A 16,690-nucleotide genomic window follows, 5' to 3' on the forward strand; every position below is an offset into this window, starting at 1 on the left:
CATAGTGGGGGTAGTTCAATTGTTTTTGTTAGGACTACTTTGCTCAGCACTATTTTGTGCAGCTAACAGATCACGAATTTCAGCTAAGTATTGCTCTGCTGTCAGTGCTTCTACTGTTTCTTGTTCATCCTTTTTGCGTTTTTGAGCTAGCCTATTCATTGCTTTAATAGCAAGGAACAACACAAGTGCAATCAATAGGAAATCCATAACGGCTTGAAGAAATTCACCGTACTTTATTTGAGCCTGTCCAACTTGAATATATAATTCCTCTACTCTAGCATTCCCTGTTAAGGCAATAATGCTCGGCGTAATAACATGTTCAACGAGTGCTGTAACGATTGCAGAGAAAGCAGCTCCCATTACCACACCAACAGCTAAATCTACTACGTTTCCTCGCATAATAAACTCTTTAAATTCTTTGATCATGGGTCTCTCTCCTCATATAGTATATTTGGGTCCTATTTTCAATTCTTTCAGTATAAAGTAATTTGATAGAGAATAGATGATATTAAATTTATATAGGAATGCTAAGGACTATGAAATTGCTGCTAAATACTAATTATTTATATGGATTCTTAATCGATTATCAATTACCGCTCTTTAAGCAAGGACGCAAGATTTTACTTATTCTCTCTATATAAACCAACAAAACTTCACTAATGTAAGTAGTGGCAGTTTACCTTACTATGATATAATAAAATAAAAGTCTAGACAACAGATACTATTAAAAAGGGTGGTTGGTATGCCAATTTATCAAAAAATAAAAGAGGCTTTAGAGGCTTCTATAGCAGATGGGGTTTATCCGATCGGCGAACGATTACCGCCAGAAATAACCTTAGCGAAGCAATTCAAGGTAAGTAGAGAAACGATTCGATCAGCAATTAAACTGTTGGAACAGGAAAGTAAGGTATTTGTTCGACATGGTGTCGGAACATTTGTTGTTAATCCTCTCCCCTCTCTTCCAAACAGTTTGGAGAATTTAATGAGTGTAACTTCCATGCTTATGCATGCAGGGTTAGAGGATGGTGAACGAAGAGAAAAGTTGCACAAAGAAGTTCCAACTGATGAATGGAAGGAATTGTTACAACTAAAACCAAACGAAGATGTTATTGTTCATGAACGTATTAGAACAGCAAATAATGAACCTGTTGTTTTCTCTAAAAATGTCCTTTCAAGTAAATTAGTTGGTGAACATATATTAAATAAAAAGAAAATTGGATCACTCTTTCAATATTTAAAAGAGGTTCATCAGATTGAAATTGATAAAGCTTCGACAGAAATTATTGTTCCATTACATACTGATCCAAATTGTCAAAAGTTACTGATTCACCCTGCCACCACTGTCCTGTTATTAAAACAAATCCATTATGATTTACACAATAAACCTGTCCTTTTTTCATTGGATTATTTTCGTAATGATATTTTTAAATTTTTTATATCCAGAATTAGAAGCTGACCAATTTGTTTGTAAAAGCCTTCGCTCCTCGCGAAGGCTTCTTATTTTCCGCAATAATTTACAAATTCTAAACAGATCTATAATCATGGCTTAATAATTGAATGTTACATTAATGGTATGAGATGTATAGACTTCTTAGGTTTATAATGCTGAGTATATGCGGAAATAAGTTGTTAATTTCGGATAAAGTCTATACTTCATGTGCTTTTTATTCTGAAAAGGAGGTGAAGAAATGTGGTATTTCCGAACCTTAGGTAAGCGTAAAATTATTGAATTTATCTTTCTATGCCTATTTATGTTATTTTTCTTTGGGCCATTGCTGAACCTTCTTTTACTCGCATTTGCAGGTGAGTGGCAATATCCAGATATTTTACCAAGCGTCTGGTCGCTCAATTGGTGGTCATTTGTCTTACAGGACGAGTCATTAGTTCGATCAATGTGGTTATCCTTTGTAATTGCTACTGTCGTCACATTGATTTCCATTATCATCTGCATTCCCGCAGCATATGCCTTTGCACGGATTCGATTTCCACTAAGACGATTTTTTTTATTTTCCTTTTTGTTAACCAATGCTTTCCCGAAAATGGGTTTATATGTTGCAATAGCAGTACTTTTCTATCAAATGAATTTAATGAACACATTTACCGGAATTATTCTCATCCACATCATCAATACCCTGATGTTTATGACATGGATACCTTCCGCTGCTTTTGAAAATGTACATAAATCTCAAGAAGAGGCAGCTAGAGATGTCGGTGCTTCACCACTACGGGTTTTTTGGCACATTACCTTACCCATGGCTAAGCCAGGAATCATTGTCGCATCCGTATTTACCTTCTTATCTTCACTAAATGAAGCGGAAGGAACATTTTTAGTCGGGGTTCCTAATTATCAAACGATGCCAGTCACTATGTACTCGATCATAGCCGATTATCCAAGTACAGCCGGAGCTGTGTTTTCCGTAATTCTTACTTTACCAACGATTATTCTCTTGTTTGCCGCACGACGTTTTGTTGGTGCAGATGCCTTTGCAAATGGATTTAAAATGAAATAAAGGAGTGACCGATGGTTGACTATTAAACTAGAAATTGAACATCTAGCCAAAATTTATCCTACTGGAGATGGGGTAAAACAAATCGATTTTTATGTTAATGAAGGAGAGCTTGTTACACTATTAGGCCCTTCTGGATGCGGAAAAACAACTGTACTCCGAAGTGTTGGCGGTTTTATTGAGCCAACATCTGGCACCATTAAGATCAATAACAAAGAGGTTCACCATTTGCCCCCGGAAAAGCGACCGAGTGCCATGGTATTTCAAAGCTATAATTTATGGCCACACATGACAGTGTACGATAATTTAGCTTTCAGTATGAAATTAAAAAAAGTAAAAAAGAAAGTCATACAAGAAAAAGTAACAGAAGTATTAAAACTTGTCCATCTATTAGGAATGGAAAAGAAATATCCAAGTGAACTATCTGGAGGACAACAGCAACGAATTGCACTTGCTCGTGCACTTTTACTAGAACCGGAGGTATTACTGTTAGACGAGCCTTTCAGTGCTTTAGATGCGAAACTTCGTCATGAGCTTCGAGAAGAATTAAGAGAAATCCAAGCTAAACGAAATCTGACGATGTTGTTTGTCACACATGATCAGGAAGAGGCTTTATCCATTTCGGACAAAATTGTGGTGATGAATAATGGACATATTGAACAAATTGCTGAACCACAGGATGTTTATAATACACCGGCATCTTTATTTGTCGCACAGTTTATTGGAAGAATGAACTTTGTTAAAGGAAAAGCAGTTAACAATACGATTCGTATTGGCGATCTAACATTTCCTTTTGACGATGCTTACACTGGTAATGTAACCATCGGGGTTCGTCCCGAAGATATTCAACTAGCAGATAACCGTACAAGCAGTATCGACGCTCTAGTAGACAAAAGCATGATGCTTGGACATTTTGCTGAAATAACGTTACAAACGAAAATGGGTTCGCTCAAAATGTTTGTGGATCGTGAGCAAATGAAGCAAATTGCATTAAAAAGCACTATTCCAATTCATTTGAACCGTTTCTTAATTTTTAATGAAACTGGAGAAGTACTTAACATAATAGGAGGTTAGACGTATATGAAAATGTTTAATGGAGTAAAACGAGCAGTAGTAGGAGCAATCATTGGTTTAGGTGTATTATCATTAGTTGCTTGTAGTAGTGGGGATGGGCAGGATACATCAGGAAAAACAGAGATCTCCCTATACAGCTCAGGTTCAAAAAATGTAGAAGAATTCTGGGAAACCGTTATTCCTATGTTTGAAGATGAACATGAAGATATTGATGTGGACTTTGTTTTTGTTCCATCAGGTACAGGTGGGCAGTCGACAATGGACCGAATTCTGGCAGCGAAGGAATCCGGTAATGATTCAGGAGTAGATCTTTATGAAGGATCACTAGAGGATATTCTTCGTGGCAAAGAAGATGGTGATATCTTCTATCCTTTATCATCAGAAAATGTTGAGAACTTAGATAATGTACAAGATGAGAATTTAGCAGGTGCAAATGATCTGGCTGTTCCTTATCGTGCTTCTTCTGTTGTGCTTGCCTACAACGAGGACACCGTGACAGATGTTCCAGAAACAGCTGAGGAGCTGTACGATTGGATTAAAGCGAACCCAGGCCGTTTCGCCTATAATGATCCTTCTACTGGTGGCGCTGGCAGTTCGTTTGTGTTAACAACTATCTATAATCAACTAGCTGAAGATGCCATGAGCATCCAAGATGAAAGTATTATGGAGGAATGGGATAAAGGCTTTGATTTACTAAATGAATTAGCACCTTTCATGTATAAGGAAGGTGTCTATCCGAAGAAAAATCAAGGTACATTAGATTTGTTGGCAAATGGTGAAGTAGACATGATTCCGGCTTGGTCGGACATGGCTTTGGAGCAAATTAGTAAAGGTCTCTTACCTGAATCAATTAAACTCAAACAAATTCAACCGGCTTTTACGGGTGGTCCATCTTATTTAATGCTTGCTGATAATGGTGATGAAGCACGTAAAGAAGCTGCCGAAACATTTTTAAATTATGTCTTGACGTTAGATGTACAAGAAATCGTGATCGACGAAATGTATGGATACCCTGGAATTAAGTGGGATCTATTAACTGAAGAAGCCCAGGAGAAATTTGCAGATGTTATGGATGGTTATCGTATCTTTAATGGTGGCGATCTTAGTAGTAAATTAACCGAGCAATGGCAAAAAGAGGTCGCTGCACAATGACAAAGAAATGGAAATCAGCAATATTAGGATTAGGGCTTGTTATGCCCTCTTTCCTAATATTGTTAGTCCTTGTTATGTATCCAGTTTGGTCATCGATTAAAACGAGTTTTACAGGTGCTGATGGCCAGTTCACATTTGAACATTATATCTATATATTCACCGAGCCGCTTATTTTAAATAATATTCGCCATACTTTAACTGTAACGATTCTTTCCTGCTCGTTAGTATTAATTATTGCCTATTCAATTGCCATTTATTTACGTTTTAATCAGAGTCCAATTGCAAAATGGATCAACAGAACATACTTAATTCCAATGTTTATACCAGGTGTAATTGCGGTATATGGCTTTATTAATTTTTACCGAGATAATGGTTGGGTGGCGAGAATGATTGGTGAGGAATACATGCCATCGATTATTTATAATGTGAAAGGTCTGTTAATGATTAATATATGGTTTAACGTTCCTTTTACAACCATGTTGCTGATCTCAGCCTTACAAGCCATACCAAATTCTATCATAGAAGGTGCAAAGGACGCTGGTGCCAATCAATGGCGACTATTTTGGCATTTCATCTTGCCTTTATCCTATCGAACGATGCTTGTAGCACTTACTTTTTTATTTATGGGAATTATCGGAAGCTTCACTGCACCGTTTTTAATTGATCGCAATGCACCACAAATGCTTGGTGTTTCAATGCAGCAACATTTCTCAGTTTTTAATGCAATCGAACAATCAAGTAGCTTAGCTGTTTTTATGTTTTTACTATGTTCTATTGTCGGTTATTTCTATATTTACAGTAATATAAAAGGTTCAAAGAAGGAACTTTAAAAAAAAGAGCAAACTATCCAATATTCACTAATGCTAAGCAGGTAATATTAATGAGTGTTATACATTCCAGGCTATTATCTAGCCTAAGTAGCATACGGGAAATAGATTGCTTTTTAGTAGAACGTGCGTGATTTATCACTAGATCTTTCTAATAAAAGTAAATGCTTATAGGAGGTTATTATGAAGATTCAGCTACTTGATCAGCCTATTATGTTAACAGAAAAGTTGACATACCCTGTTCGTCTTCCTGATACAGGATTCTATTCGATAACATTTACAGTAAGCAGTTCAACCTCTTGGTCTGAGGAAGGCAATGAAGCAGCAATGATGAGGATATACATGAATGAATCACATCAGCAAGACATTATTCTCTTCTATGGACAAGAAAGCTTCAGCTATGAACGCTATTTAGGGGAGTGGCAGGCAGGATGCCATCAACTACATGTTGAACCTTTCACGAAACAATATACGATTCTAATTGAAGCCATTGAATTAGAAAAATTAACACCTACAAACAGTGAGTTACTGGCACTTCAACATGCCCCTATTTTACATGGTCGTACAATTTACGGCGAGTATGATAATTTATATACTGATACCCCATTAGAAATGCTTTATCGGATAGATAACTGGGAGAAAGGTAAGGTCATTGAATACCATATGGTGTTCAGTCATGAAGACGAAGGAACGCCCGCCATGATGTTAATGGCGAAGTGGGGACGATTACTCGATATTGAATATATGATCAGAGTCTACCTCAATGAAGATGAGACCATTGATCATGCCATTTATCAAGGTGCACATCATATTGATACAAAATATGAAAAAGGATTTATTGATGAAAAACGACCTGTGATGCAGACTGCGACAGGGAATGGGAATTTTACCGATGCGATTACCAGTCACTATCATTTCTCTTTCCTTCCTAGAAAGTGGCAAGCCGAGGAACAACCAAGAGAGTTTGTCATGGAACAATATCCATATGTTAATGATGTGATGGAATGGGAGGCCTACCGACAACTCAGTGAAAAACAACCACCATATAATAGACTAGAGTCACTATCTTCTTTTTTATTCATTCATTCTTCGATTTGGGACGTTAAACTCGGACAAGTTACCGTTGACTTTGCTTGTCAAATCGAAGGTGACGATCATTGGTACAGCAGTTCTTACGACCAAATAAAGCTGGGACCATTTGATGCGGCATACACTGGCCCTGATCATCACTTTGCCGTTGCAATCTATCTACCTATGACTTTTGATTTTTCACAAATAACTAAAATCAAAGTACGCCTTATTAACCCTGAATTAGAACATGTTACGGTAAAAGGTTTGAAGATTTTTACCTATCATAAAGAAAAAGGATTGCAAAGAGTACTTCATCAAAAAGAGTACTATTCACTTAACCAGTATCAAACAGAACATATTATTTGGAAGCGTTAGTTAGGAGTTAGACTTATGAGCATTTTATTTCAAACGAAAGCAGAATTGACACAAGCAAGTATGCAATCCCATTTAACCTATACCTTTTATGTACCAAAAGGGTCAGAGATACTCACTATTGACTTTGACTATAGACCAGATATATTAGCTAATGAGACAAAACAAAAAACAATTATTGCAGAAGCCTTAACATGCTACAATTTATTACCTAATAATAATGATATAGGCGGGCTTATTGACAAATACAGTCCATTAAAAAATCTGCTGACATTATCTATCGATGATCCAAATGGATTTCGTGGTGCAAGGCATTGTCATGAACCAGAACAGCATATCTTTATAACAACAGAAGAGGCTTCACCAGGCATACTAAGTGGGAAATTGTCAGCTGGACTCTGGTCCGTTACAATAAGTGCTCATGCCATTGTGACGGACAAATGCTATTTTTCCTTAATCGTTAAGACAGATAAAGAGCGAACAGACAATATATTACAAATACCTTGGCATTATCCAATGCAAATCAGCAATATTCCGGAGAACTCATTGAGAGAAAGTGTGATGACAGTAAGTGGTAAAGACACTGCATATGAATGGATAGCTGCCGAATTGCATGCTCACACCTTTCACAGTGATGGAAAACAAACAGTACCTGAAATGATCCAGGTTGCTGAACAACAAGGGTTAGACGTACTTGCAATTACCGACCACAATACAACCAGTCCATTACGTGAAATGGAAGAACAGCGTAATCACACATCACTTCAATTACTATATGGTTTAGAATGGACGACCTTTTTTGGTCATATCTTAACCTTTGGCTATCCTACACTGACATACACTGATTGGCGTAATATTGGACCGACAGATGTACACAAAGGATTAGAACACATACATAGACGAGGAGCCGTTGCAGGGATTGCCCACCCGTTTCGGATTGGTAACCCAATTGGGACCGGATGCCATTGGGAATTCACAATAAAGGATATCAATGATTTTGATTTTATTGAAGTTTGGAACGGTAATCATCCTAGTGTTTCCTATTATAATCACAGGGCGATTGAATTTTGGACAGAACTTCTGAATAAAGGCTACCGACTGCCCGCAACAGCTGGACGAGACTGGCATCATAATGATGATCAGCATTCAAAATATGCTATTACTTATGTGCATATGCCACAAGATTCTGGGAGATTCCGTCAAGATTTTTTACAATCTATTCGCGAAGGAAGAATCTCTATTTCTTACTATTCTGTTCTCTCGTTGGAAATCGAACAATCACAACAGACATATACGATTGGTGACACAGTGGTTAAAGAGGAATCAGAGGTTTTCTGCCACTTAACCATGAAAGGAGTGCCTGATCACGCAGAATATAAGCTTATTTCCAATCTAGGGGTAATCATGGAGGATATATTTAAAGAAAACGTGAAGGTATCCCTTAATTCTAATCTACTTACATGGATTCGGGCTGAAATGTACAACCAACAACAAGAATTGATTGCATTTACCAATCCAATTTATTTTCAGTAGAGTGATCTAAAGAATGTAATGCACGTATCAAAAGTCTAGCACATGACTCAAAGCATAGGAGATAGGTGCGGTAACTGCAGTTTAAACGATTGAGCAATTGTTATATTACTAACATGTAAGAGCTGTCTATAAAGACCATTCATAATTGGCCTTTAGGACAGCCCTACCCCTTTACCTGAACGAAATTCTCTAATTATTTATCTGTTTACTCGACTATGTGTTTATCCTAATGAAATACCATTTTTTTCCATGTTCTTTTTATCAATAAAACTCTATATTGATAATAGTTATAATTGCCTGTTGCTTATGTTTGTTAAGGTATGCCCTGCTTTCTTCTCTGGTTTATGTGGACAATAAAATTGTTTTAGTTATTGTCCATAGGTTTGTAAAGGAATCAAAGCAGCATATTTTTTTTGAATCTCTTTATCTAAGCGAGAGTCAGAAATAAGCATATTTGCGTGATCGAGTGAGCCAAAGGTTGAACTAGAATCTTGATCAAACTTTGTATGATCGATAAGCGCAATTTTTAATTTAGCTCGCTGCAAATTTTCTCTTTTCGTTTTAACCTCTTCAATGTTAAATTCTGAAAAGCCGCTTTCAATTGATAAACCTGATGCAGAAAAGAAATATTTATCAATATTAAATCGGTTTAAAATGGGATCTTGAAATTCATCATGGATCGTATTCGAGTCAGTCCTAGCAATTCCCCCCAAAATAATGACCGTTAGATTTGGATTCTGCTTTAATATCATCGCTGTAGACAACCCATTTGTTAGGATTGTATTTCTATTTGTATAGGATGGATGAGCGAGTAACGAAGCAAATTCAAAGCATGTCGAACTCGAATCTAACAAGAGTGTATCTCTCTCATTGACTAAAGAGATGGCCACCTGAGCAATTTCCTCTTTTTCTTTTTTATTAATTGAGGCTCGAATATTATACATTAATATTTTTTCTTTATTTTCTTCCTCTTTCTTTTTGTAAATAATTCCACCATGAGTACGTTCAAAGTCATCAGAGCTTGCCATAATTTTATCCAGATCACTTCGAATTGTTGGGGCAGAAACATTAAATTTCCTTGCTAACTCTGCGACATAAACCGTTCCTTTTCTATATATCTCATTTTTAATTTTTTCTTCTCTTTCTTTTGCAAACATGAGAATGCCACCTCTAAACTTCATTTTTTATTCATTATAGATGAAAATAAAAAAAAAATAAACCTAAAAAGTTATTGACTTCATCTTAATTTAGCACTATAATTTATCTTACAAAAGAAAGGAAAAGAAAATAAAAGAAAATAAAAAGAAAGAGGTTGTGTCTATGTTAATCACAGGTAAAGAAATGTTGGATGTTGCAAAGCAAAATCAATTTGCTGTCCCTGCATTCAATGCAGGAAGTGGTCAATTACTGACTGCAGTTATGGAAGCATGCGAAGAGGCAAAAGCACCATTTATGATGGCGATTCACCCAGCCGAATTAGCTTTTTTACGTGATAGCTTTGTCAGTCAGGTTATATATGAAGCTCAGCATTCTAAAGTTCCCGTCGCTATTCACTTAGATCATGGCGCAACACTTAAACAAGTTGTTCATGCCATTCAATTAGGATTTACTTCAGTAATGATTGACAGTTCGCACTTACCTTTTGAAGAAAACATTGCAGAGACGAAGAAAGTGGTTGAAATTGCTCATTCGGTTGGTGTATCCGTTGAAGCTGAATTAGGCACAATTGGTGATACGGGTAACACCGTTGAAGGTGGTATGAGTGAAATCATCTATACCGATCCAGAAAAAGCACGAGAATTTGTTGAACGAACAAATATTGACTCATTGGCGATTGCTATTGGTACAGCTCACGGTATTTATCCTAAGGATGCTGAACCTAAACTTCGTCTAGACATTTTAGAGGAAATTAACAAGTTGATCGATATTCCGTTAGTTTTACATGGTGGATCAAGTAATCCAAATCAAGAAATTGCTAGGTCTGTCGAGCTTGGCATAGCAAAAATAAATATATCTTCCGACATCAAGATTTCATTTACTAACAAGTTAAGAGAAATATTAAATAATGGTAATTCAGAAATTCGTGAGCCTAATGTTATTTTCCCTGACTGTATTAAAGCCGCTAAACAAACGTCTCTTGAAAAAATTAAACTATTTAATACAGGTAACAAAATGGAGCTTTATAACAACTAATCTCAAAACTGAAATGACGAGGTGAGGCTATGGATATTCTCAATCAAGAAATTATGGCAGTCAATTTACCAGCAACAACAAAAGAAGAGGCCATAAACACCTTAGCAAATTTGTTAAAAGAGAAAAACTATATCAGTGATGTTGCATCATTTGAAAAAGATATCTATTATCGTGAATCGCTGGGACAAACGGGCATTGGAAATTACATAGCAATTCCTCACGGCTTAAGTGAAAACGCTTTAAAAAATGGGGTTGCTATTGGAAAATTTTCAAATGAAATCGCTTGGGAAACCTTGGATGGAAAAGGAGTTAGAATTGTTTGTCTCTTCTGTGTTCAAGCTGGAGACGGTCGAGAAAATGACCATTTAAAAATGTTAGCAAAGTTAGCAGGTAAATTAGGGAATGATGAGGTTGTGAACAAAATATTGAAAGCGGATACAGTGAGTGAATTAAAGCAAGCATTTGCTTAAATGAGAGGAGAAGTTAATGATGAACATTGTTGGAATTGCAGCGTGTACGGCAGGAATCGCCCATACGTATATTGCCCGGGAAAAACTAGTCACAGCAGCACAAAAAGCTGGTCACAGCATCCATATTGAAACACAAGGCACCATTGGTGTACAAGATGAGATCCCGCAGAAATTGATAGATCAAGCTGATGTGGCGGTTATTGCTGCTGATGTTAAGGTGAGCGGAAAAGATCGATTTAACCATATACGAATCATTGAAATTCCTACAGAAGTGGTGATTAAATCTCCTAATAAGTTTATTAAGAAGGTAGAAGAGCTTATGCAGAAGGGGGCTAATGCATAATGGTCGAGCAAACTTCAGGTAAATTATTTACCAATTTAAAGCAACATGCACTAACCGCTATTTCATATTTAATCCCAGTCGTCGTTAGTGGTGGTTTTCTGTTAGCGATTGGTAGTCTATTTGGTGGCGTAACCATTGAAAATATTCAGGATCCTTTTGGCTTTTTTGACACCATGTACACGATGGGTGGACTTATATTAGGGATGCTGCCAGTGGTTATTGCTACTGGAATTGCCTTCTCAATTGCAGATAAACCAGGAATTGCTCCAGGGTTCCTAGTCGGATTAGTGGCCATTAATATGAATTCTGGTTTTATCGGAGGCTTTGTTGGTGGTTATATTGCGGGTTATATTGCAAAATTCCTCAAAGATAAAATGAAGGTTCCGCAATGGGCAGAGGGGCTTAAACCGATGCTGTTAATTCCATTCGCTGCCTCATTAGCTGTCGGCATCATTATGTACTATGTGTTAGGTACACCTATTTCAATTTTAACGGATGCCTTAAATAACTACCTTTTAGGCCTAGATACAAGTCAAAAATTATTATTCGGTCTGATCATTGGTATTTTATCAAGTGTGGACTATGGTGGTCCGATTAATAAGGTTGTATTTGCTTTCTTGCTTTCACTTCAATCAGAGGGTATCAATGAACCAATGGCTGTGCTAATGCTTGCATCAATGGTTACCCCTTTCGGAATGACGATGGCGTATTTTATGCAAAAAATCTTTGGCAAAAATATTTATGTGCGAATGGAAGTTGAATCGCTTAAGACTGCATTTCCGATGGGTGTTTGTATGATTACTGAAGGATGTTATCCAATTATTTTTAATGACTTGTGGCGTTGTATCCTCTCAACAGGTATTGGGGGAGCAATTGGGGGTGCTATGAGTATGTATCTAGGTGCAGCATCTCCGGTTCCGCATGGTGGTTTATTCGCGATGGTTACGATGACCAATCCTTTAGCATGGTTAGCTTCATTATTGGTAGGCTCATTAGCTACTGCCATTGTTTTATATGTACTGAAAAAGCCAGTCGCATTAGATGATATAAAAGAGCTAACAGAAGAGGATGAGCGAGAAATTGATTTTGAAGAGTTGAAAATTACCTAATAAACATATTGGAGGGCGCAAAGATGACGACAGTATCTAATGCATATAAAGCGCGTGTAAAAGAAATCTTTCTAAAATCTCAAATTGTTTTAACCGAGCAAGAGCTAGCAAGTATTGATTATGCTGAATTTGGATTAGACAATATTGAAGAAGAAGGATTAAATCTAATTTTATATGTGAATAACGATCGTTACTGTGCAAAGGAAATGGCGCTATTACCTAACCAGGCTTGCCCAGAGCACTGGCATCCTGATTTGGAGAATCGCGAAGGGAAGCAAGAGACCTTCAGGTGCCGTTGGGGAGAGGTATACTTGTATGTTGAATCAGATAAACAGCTTGTACCAGAGCAAATAAGTGTATCAATACCTGAAAAACATAAACCATATTATACAGCAAGTAAAGAGATTCACTTAAAGGCTGGTGATCAATATACTATTGCCCCACGTACAAAGCATTGGTTTAAAGCAGGAAGTGAAGGCGCGGTCATTAGTGAGTTTTCTTCTCCGAGCTTTGATGAATTTGATTTATTCACAAATCCAAATGTAAAAAGAGCCATTAGAGATAGATAAATTCTGAATCGATTGAAAACGCCTAAGTGGTAGATAAGTATCTATTTAAAGGCGTTTTCAAAGTTTTACAATTGATAGATAACAAGGAGGGGACTCAGTGAAAAAAATTTTAAATCAACGAGAGACAATCATTACTGATATGTTAAAGGGTTTTGTTAAAGCTGAAAAAGACCATATTGCTGTATCGAAGGAAAATGATCGGGTTTTGTATCGTAAAGAAAAGCAGGAGGGGAAGGTAGGTATTGTCATCGGTGGCGGCAGCGGTCACGAGCCCTTATTCTTTGGTCTTTTAGGTAAAAATTTAGCTGATGCTGTTGCTGTAGGAAATGTGTTTGCCGCACCAACACCGCAAACTGTTTTGGCGGCTATTCACGAAGCCAATCAAGGGGAGGGTGTCATTTGCTTATTTGGGAACTATGCAGGTGATGTATTGAATTTTGATTTAGCCAAGGAAATGGCAGACACAGAAGGAATTGCAGTAGTGAATCTGGCTGTTAGTGATGATATAGCTTCTGCTCCAAAGGAATATCAAGTAGACCGTAGAGGCATAGCTGGCGATTTATTTGTGATAAAGGAAGTAGCTGCAGCAGCTGCTAAAGGTTACTCATTAGAGAGATGTCAAAGGATTGCCCAAGAATGTAATCAGCGGACTTATTCAATTGGGGTAGGGATTAAATCAGGAACAAATCCCCTCAATGGGAAGCCAAGTTTTATTTTGAATGATGACGAAATTGAATATGGCTTAGGTATCCATGGTGAGCCTGGAATAGAAAAAATGCCAATTGTTTCAGCGAAAGATCTCATTAAAAAGATGTACCTCGCTCTTGACCAAGAGATAAAGGCTTATGTGGAAAAAGAAGTGATTGTCTGTGTAAATGGTCTAGGTTCTACTACTTTAATGGAGTTGTATATTATCACGAATGAATTAATTGATCTTTTGGAAAATAAGGGATTTTTAGTCATGGATACGGTTGTCGGCAACTTTTGTACGACTCAAGAAATGGCTGGTTTTTCACTCACTGTGCAAATATTAACAGAAGAACTAAAAGAACTCTATCAAATGGAAGCGACGAGTCCCCACTACTTTCATAAGGAGGGCTATTAATGTGTAATCAGTTAACGATCCAACAGGTAAAAGACATGCTACTTCATATTGCGGACGTATTGATTCAAAAGGAAGACGAGTTAGGAGAGATTGATCGACATATTGGTGATGGTGATCATGGAACTGGAATGGCTACTGGTGCGCGAGCCATTCAAAAAGAACTAAAAGAGCAAGAGTCAACAAGTGTTAACCAAGTCTTTCGACAATCTGGTATTGCTATGATGGAATCCATGGGTGGTGCATCTGGCGTACTGTTTAGTAGCTTATTTTTAGCACTGGGAAAAATAGAGCCTGAAGCACCTGAAATAGACGTGGCCAGCTTTTCCGATGGCGTCAGTCAAGCTGTTAAAGATATAAAAATAAGAGGCAGAGCCGGTCTTGGAGACAAAACAATGCTTGATGCGTTAGAGCCTGCAAGCGTAGCTTTAATAGAAAATAAAAATTCGACTTTTGTAGAGGCTTTGGCGGCTGCCAAAAGTGCGGCACAACAGGGAGTCGAAAATACCAAAGGCTATGTCGCAAAATTTGGTCGAGCAAAGTTTTTAGGAGAACGTTCGCTCGGTTATCAAGATCCAGGTGCAACCTCTATCGCTATGATTATCAATGAGATGTATCAATTCGTAAAGGAGGAGTTCAAATGAGAATAGGATTTGGGGCAGATCATAATGCTTTTCAATTTAAAGAAGAGTTATTAGCATACGTCAAAGAGTTAGGCTATGAAGTCGTTGATTTTGGTTCATATAGTGAAGACGACATTGATTACCCTAATATCGCGTTTCAAGTATCAAAGGCGATAAAAGATAAAGAAATTGATCGAGGGATTTTATGCTGTGGTACAGGAATTGGGATGGCGATTGCAGCAAATAAAGTTTCAGGAATTCGTGCTGCCCAAATATTCGAGTCGTATGGCGCACAGAGAGCTCAATTAAGCAATGATGCGCAGATTATTACCTTTGGTGCATTTGTGCAAGGCATCGCCTCAGCAAAAGAACTTGCCAAAGAGTATTTAGCCAATGGCTTTCAATCAGGGACAGGTTCAGAACGAAAGATCAATCAAATCTGTCAATATGAACAACAAGCTCTTGGTGAGTAATATGGATAGAAAACCAGTTGTTGGGATCAGTCTAAAGCTCTATTTGAATACGGTGGAAAAAACACGTGCATATGTACAGCAATTGAAGGAGCTTTGCCAAGACATATCGAATGTTGAGATTTTTATCTTCCCAAGTTTAGGAACGATATCAGGCGTTGCCGAGCTATTAGAGAATACGGATATCGGTTACGGGGCACAGAATATTGCACCTGTTGCCAATGGAGCGTTTACAGGAGAATATTCGATTGAATCGTTATTGGAATGTGGGGGTTCATTGGTGGAATTAGGTCATGCAGAGCGGCGAGCTAACTTTAATGAAACCGATGCGATGATTAACCAGAAGGTACGCTTGGTGCTTGAAAACGGAATGACACCAGTATTATGCATTGGCGAATCAATCGAGCAAAAGGAACGGATCAGCGATCATTTACGACAACAATTATTATCCAACTTAGCAGCAATTGATTCAGTAGAGCTTGAGAAAGTCATTATTGCCTACGAACCGATTTGGTCGATTGGTCAGCCAGAAGCAGCCTCGCCAAAGTATGTTCATACGATTCATAAAATGATCCGACAACTGCTAAATGAACTTTATGGACAAAAGGTTTCAGAGAAAGTACGTATTATCTATGGTGGTTCAGTAAGTAAAGAAAATGCGGGTGCTATTATTGCTAATGAGAATGTCGATGGTGTATTTGTTGGTCGATTTGGCCACGATCCAGTTAATTTTAAAGCCATTATAGAAGAAGTAGCAAAAGATAAGCTAATCAGTGAATCTTAGTTTGAAAGATAGAGTCATTAAGATTAGTCTGTAACGAATAATAGAGAAGAATGATTTTTTAGATGCTAGCAAAGCACTGAGTGATCATTAAAAGTTTTTATAGTAACTGATTAAGTGTTAAGTTGAACGCCTGGACGGCTACTTTAATCTTTTTAATTAAACAAACGATGAATCCGTTAATTCATAACAACGATGAGTTAACGGAATTCTATTGATGTGCTAGCGGATAGAGCAAGCAGCTTGTGCATGATTTGGAAAGAAGCTTTGACCAAATTATCCTCGTAATTTATCGCAGTGTGACTGGCTGGGGCTGCGATTACTCGCCCCATCGAAGGGCTTTTGTAAGCCTCCCACATCAAGAAATAAGGGAGCATGTCATCAACGTCTGCACGAGCACATCCTATCCGTCGAAACCCCCACTGAACGAAGTTTCACTTTATTTACCAAATCAATGATAGACTATCTTTTTTTAATGATTAGGTCTATTTGTT

General features: G+C 37.4%; 18 protein-coding genes. 16 read left to right on the forward strand and 2 right to left on the reverse strand.

The window, feature by feature from the left end; all coding sequences use genetic code 11:
- Positions 1-15 precede the first annotated feature (15 nt).
- Entirely contained in the window at positions 16-426 is a 411-nt protein-coding gene (gene mscL / locus ASE01S_RS04320) for a large conductance mechanosensitive channel protein MscL (RefSeq protein ID WP_067838924.1), read from the reverse strand.
- Between the two features lie 316 nt (positions 427-742).
- Between mscL and ASE01S_RS04325 the strand changes: the two genes are divergently transcribed.
- The 7 genes from ASE01S_RS04325 to ASE01S_RS04355 all read left to right on the forward strand — a co-directional run bounded on the left by ASE01S_RS04325 (position 743) and on the right by ASE01S_RS04355 (position 8,536).
- On the forward strand, positions 743-1,456 hold the full coding sequence (locus ASE01S_RS04325) for a GntR family transcriptional regulator (protein WP_067838928.1): 714 nt from the start codon (positions 743-745) through the stop codon (positions 1,454-1,456).
- A gap of 232 nt (positions 1,457-1,688) precedes the next feature.
- The gene (locus ASE01S_RS04330) at positions 1,689-2,510 is read left to right on the forward strand and encodes an ABC transporter permease (protein ID WP_067838931.1); all 822 of its coding nucleotides are present in this window, start codon (positions 1,689-1,691) and stop codon (positions 2,508-2,510) included.
- Positions 2,511-2,525: 15 nt separating this feature from the next.
- On the forward strand, positions 2,526-3,581 hold the full coding sequence (locus ASE01S_RS04335) for an ABC transporter ATP-binding protein (RefSeq protein ID WP_083512014.1): 1,056 nt from the start codon (positions 2,526-2,528) through the stop codon (positions 3,579-3,581).
- A gap of 6 nt (positions 3,582-3,587) precedes the next feature.
- Positions 3,588-4,733, forward strand: coding sequence for an extracellular solute-binding protein (locus tag ASE01S_RS04340; RefSeq protein ID WP_245630319.1), 1,146 nt, complete (start codon positions 3,588-3,590; stop codon positions 4,731-4,733).
- Positions 4,730-5,563 (forward strand): ABC transporter permease, encoded by an 834-nt coding sequence (locus tag ASE01S_RS04345; protein ID WP_067838934.1) that lies wholly within the window; start codon positions 4,730-4,732, stop codon positions 5,561-5,563. Before ASE01S_RS04340 ends, ASE01S_RS04345 begins: the two co-directional genes overlap by 4 nt.
- A 180-nt stretch (positions 5,564-5,743) precedes the next feature.
- Positions 5,744-7,006 carry a hypothetical protein gene (locus ASE01S_RS04350; protein ID WP_067838937.1) on the forward strand — a complete coding sequence of 421 codons (1,263 nt, stop codon included), beginning with the start codon at positions 5,744-5,746 and terminating at the stop codon, positions 7,004-7,006.
- A 15-nt stretch (positions 7,007-7,021) separates the two neighbouring features.
- On the forward strand, positions 7,022-8,536 hold the full coding sequence (locus tag ASE01S_RS04355; protein ID WP_067838940.1) for a CehA/McbA family metallohydrolase: 1,515 nt from the start codon (positions 7,022-7,024) through the stop codon (positions 8,534-8,536).
- A 368-nt stretch (positions 8,537-8,904) separates the two neighbouring features.
- Here ASE01S_RS04355 and ASE01S_RS04360 read toward each other — a convergent pair whose 3' ends face one another.
- Positions 8,905-9,693, reverse strand: a complete 789-nt coding sequence (locus ASE01S_RS04360) for a DeoR/GlpR family DNA-binding transcription regulator (protein ID WP_067838942.1) — start codon at positions 9,691-9,693, stop codon at positions 8,905-8,907.
- A gap of 163 nt (positions 9,694-9,856) precedes the next feature.
- Between ASE01S_RS04360 and ASE01S_RS04365 the strand changes: the two genes are divergently transcribed.
- The 9 genes from ASE01S_RS04365 (at position 9,857) to tpiA (ending at position 16,199) form a co-directional block, all read left to right on the forward strand.
- Entirely contained in the window at positions 9,857-10,729 is an 873-nt protein-coding gene (locus ASE01S_RS04365) for a ketose-bisphosphate aldolase (protein ID WP_067838946.1), read from the forward strand.
- Positions 10,730-10,758: 29 nt separating this feature from the next.
- A complete protein-coding gene (locus ASE01S_RS04370) occupies positions 10,759-11,199 on the forward strand; it encodes a PTS sugar transporter subunit IIA (RefSeq protein WP_067838949.1) in 441 nt (146 codons plus the stop codon).
- Between the two features lie 19 nt (positions 11,200-11,218).
- Positions 11,219-11,542 (forward strand): PTS fructose transporter subunit IIB, encoded by a 324-nt coding sequence (locus ASE01S_RS04375; RefSeq protein ID WP_067838953.1) that lies wholly within the window; start codon positions 11,219-11,221, stop codon positions 11,540-11,542.
- Positions 11,542-12,651, forward strand: coding sequence for a PTS fructose transporter subunit IIC (locus tag ASE01S_RS04380; protein ID WP_067838955.1), 1,110 nt, complete (start codon positions 11,542-11,544; stop codon positions 12,649-12,651). The genes ASE01S_RS04375 and ASE01S_RS04380 overlap by 1 nt, the downstream gene beginning before the upstream one ends.
- Before the next feature lie 23 nt (positions 12,652-12,674).
- Entirely contained in the window at positions 12,675-13,220 is a 546-nt protein-coding gene (locus tag ASE01S_RS04385) for a D-lyxose/D-mannose family sugar isomerase (RefSeq protein ID WP_067838958.1), read from the forward strand.
- Positions 13,221-13,317: 97 nt separating this feature from the next.
- Positions 13,318-14,325: a dihydroxyacetone kinase subunit DhaK gene (locus ASE01S_RS04390; protein ID WP_067838962.1), complete on the forward strand. Its 1,008-nt coding sequence runs from the start codon at positions 13,318-13,320 to the stop codon at positions 14,323-14,325.
- Positions 14,325-14,966 (forward strand): dihydroxyacetone kinase subunit DhaL, encoded by a 642-nt coding sequence (gene dhaL / locus ASE01S_RS04395; protein WP_067838965.1) that lies wholly within the window; start codon positions 14,325-14,327, stop codon positions 14,964-14,966. The genes ASE01S_RS04390 and dhaL overlap by 1 nt, the downstream gene beginning before the upstream one ends.
- A complete protein-coding gene (locus ASE01S_RS04400; RefSeq protein WP_067838968.1) occupies positions 14,963-15,418 on the forward strand; it encodes an RpiB/LacA/LacB family sugar-phosphate isomerase in 456 nt (151 codons plus the stop codon). The genes dhaL and ASE01S_RS04400 overlap by 4 nt, the downstream gene beginning before the upstream one ends.
- Before the next feature lies 1 nt (position 15,419).
- Positions 15,420-16,199 carry a triose-phosphate isomerase gene (gene tpiA / locus ASE01S_RS04405; RefSeq protein WP_067838970.1) on the forward strand — a complete coding sequence of 260 codons (780 nt, stop codon included), beginning with the start codon at positions 15,420-15,422 and terminating at the stop codon, positions 16,197-16,199.
- Positions 16,200-16,690: the final 491 nt, after the last annotated feature.

Source organism: Amphibacillus sediminis NBRC 103570, assembly GCF_001552275.1.
Lineage (GTDB): Bacteria > Bacillota > Bacilli > Bacillales > Amphibacillaceae > Amphibacillus_B > Amphibacillus_B sediminis.

Coding starts and splice junctions, on each gene's coding strand:
- ASE01S_RS04375 (WP_067838953.1), top strand. CDS start 11,219: ATGAACATTGTTGGAATTGCAGCGTGTACGGCAGGAATCGCCCATACG.
- ASE01S_RS04370 (WP_067838949.1), top strand. CDS start 10,759: ATGGATATTCTCAATCAAGAAATTATGGCAGTCAATTTACCAGCAACA.
- ASE01S_RS04400 (WP_067838968.1), top strand. CDS start 14,963: ATGAGAATAGGATTTGGGGCAGATCATAATGCTTTTCAATTTAAAGAA.
- ASE01S_RS04380 (WP_067838955.1), top strand. CDS start 11,542: ATGGTCGAGCAAACTTCAGGTAAATTATTTACCAATTTAAAGCAACAT.
- ASE01S_RS04385 (WP_067838958.1), top strand. CDS start 12,675: ATGACGACAGTATCTAATGCATATAAAGCGCGTGTAAAAGAAATCTTT.
- ASE01S_RS04350 (WP_067838937.1), top strand. CDS start 5,744: ATGAAGATTCAGCTACTTGATCAGCCTATTATGTTAACAGAAAAGTTG.
- ASE01S_RS04340 (WP_245630319.1), top strand. CDS start 3,588: ATGAAAATGTTTAATGGAGTAAAACGAGCAGTAGTAGGAGCAATCATT.
- dhaL (WP_067838965.1), top strand. CDS start 14,325: ATGTGTAATCAGTTAACGATCCAACAGGTAAAAGACATGCTACTTCAT.
- ASE01S_RS04365 (WP_067838946.1), top strand. CDS start 9,857: ATGTTAATCACAGGTAAAGAAATGTTGGATGTTGCAAAGCAAAATCAA.
- mscL (WP_067838924.1), bottom strand. CDS start 426: ATGATCAAAGAATTTAAAGAGTTTATTATGCGAGGAAACGTAGTAGAT.
- ASE01S_RS04355 (WP_067838940.1), top strand. CDS start 7,022: ATGAGCATTTTATTTCAAACGAAAGCAGAATTGACACAAGCAAGTATG.
- ASE01S_RS04325 (WP_067838928.1), top strand. CDS start 743: ATGCCAATTTATCAAAAAATAAAAGAGGCTTTAGAGGCTTCTATAGCA.
- tpiA (WP_067838970.1), top strand. CDS start 15,420: ATGGATAGAAAACCAGTTGTTGGGATCAGTCTAAAGCTCTATTTGAAT.
- ASE01S_RS04360 (WP_067838942.1), bottom strand. CDS start 9,693: ATGTTTGCAAAAGAAAGAGAAGAAAAAATTAAAAATGAGATATATAGA.
- ASE01S_RS04345 (WP_067838934.1), top strand. CDS start 4,730: ATGACAAAGAAATGGAAATCAGCAATATTAGGATTAGGGCTTGTTATG.
- ASE01S_RS04330 (WP_067838931.1), top strand. CDS start 1,689: ATGTGGTATTTCCGAACCTTAGGTAAGCGTAAAATTATTGAATTTATC.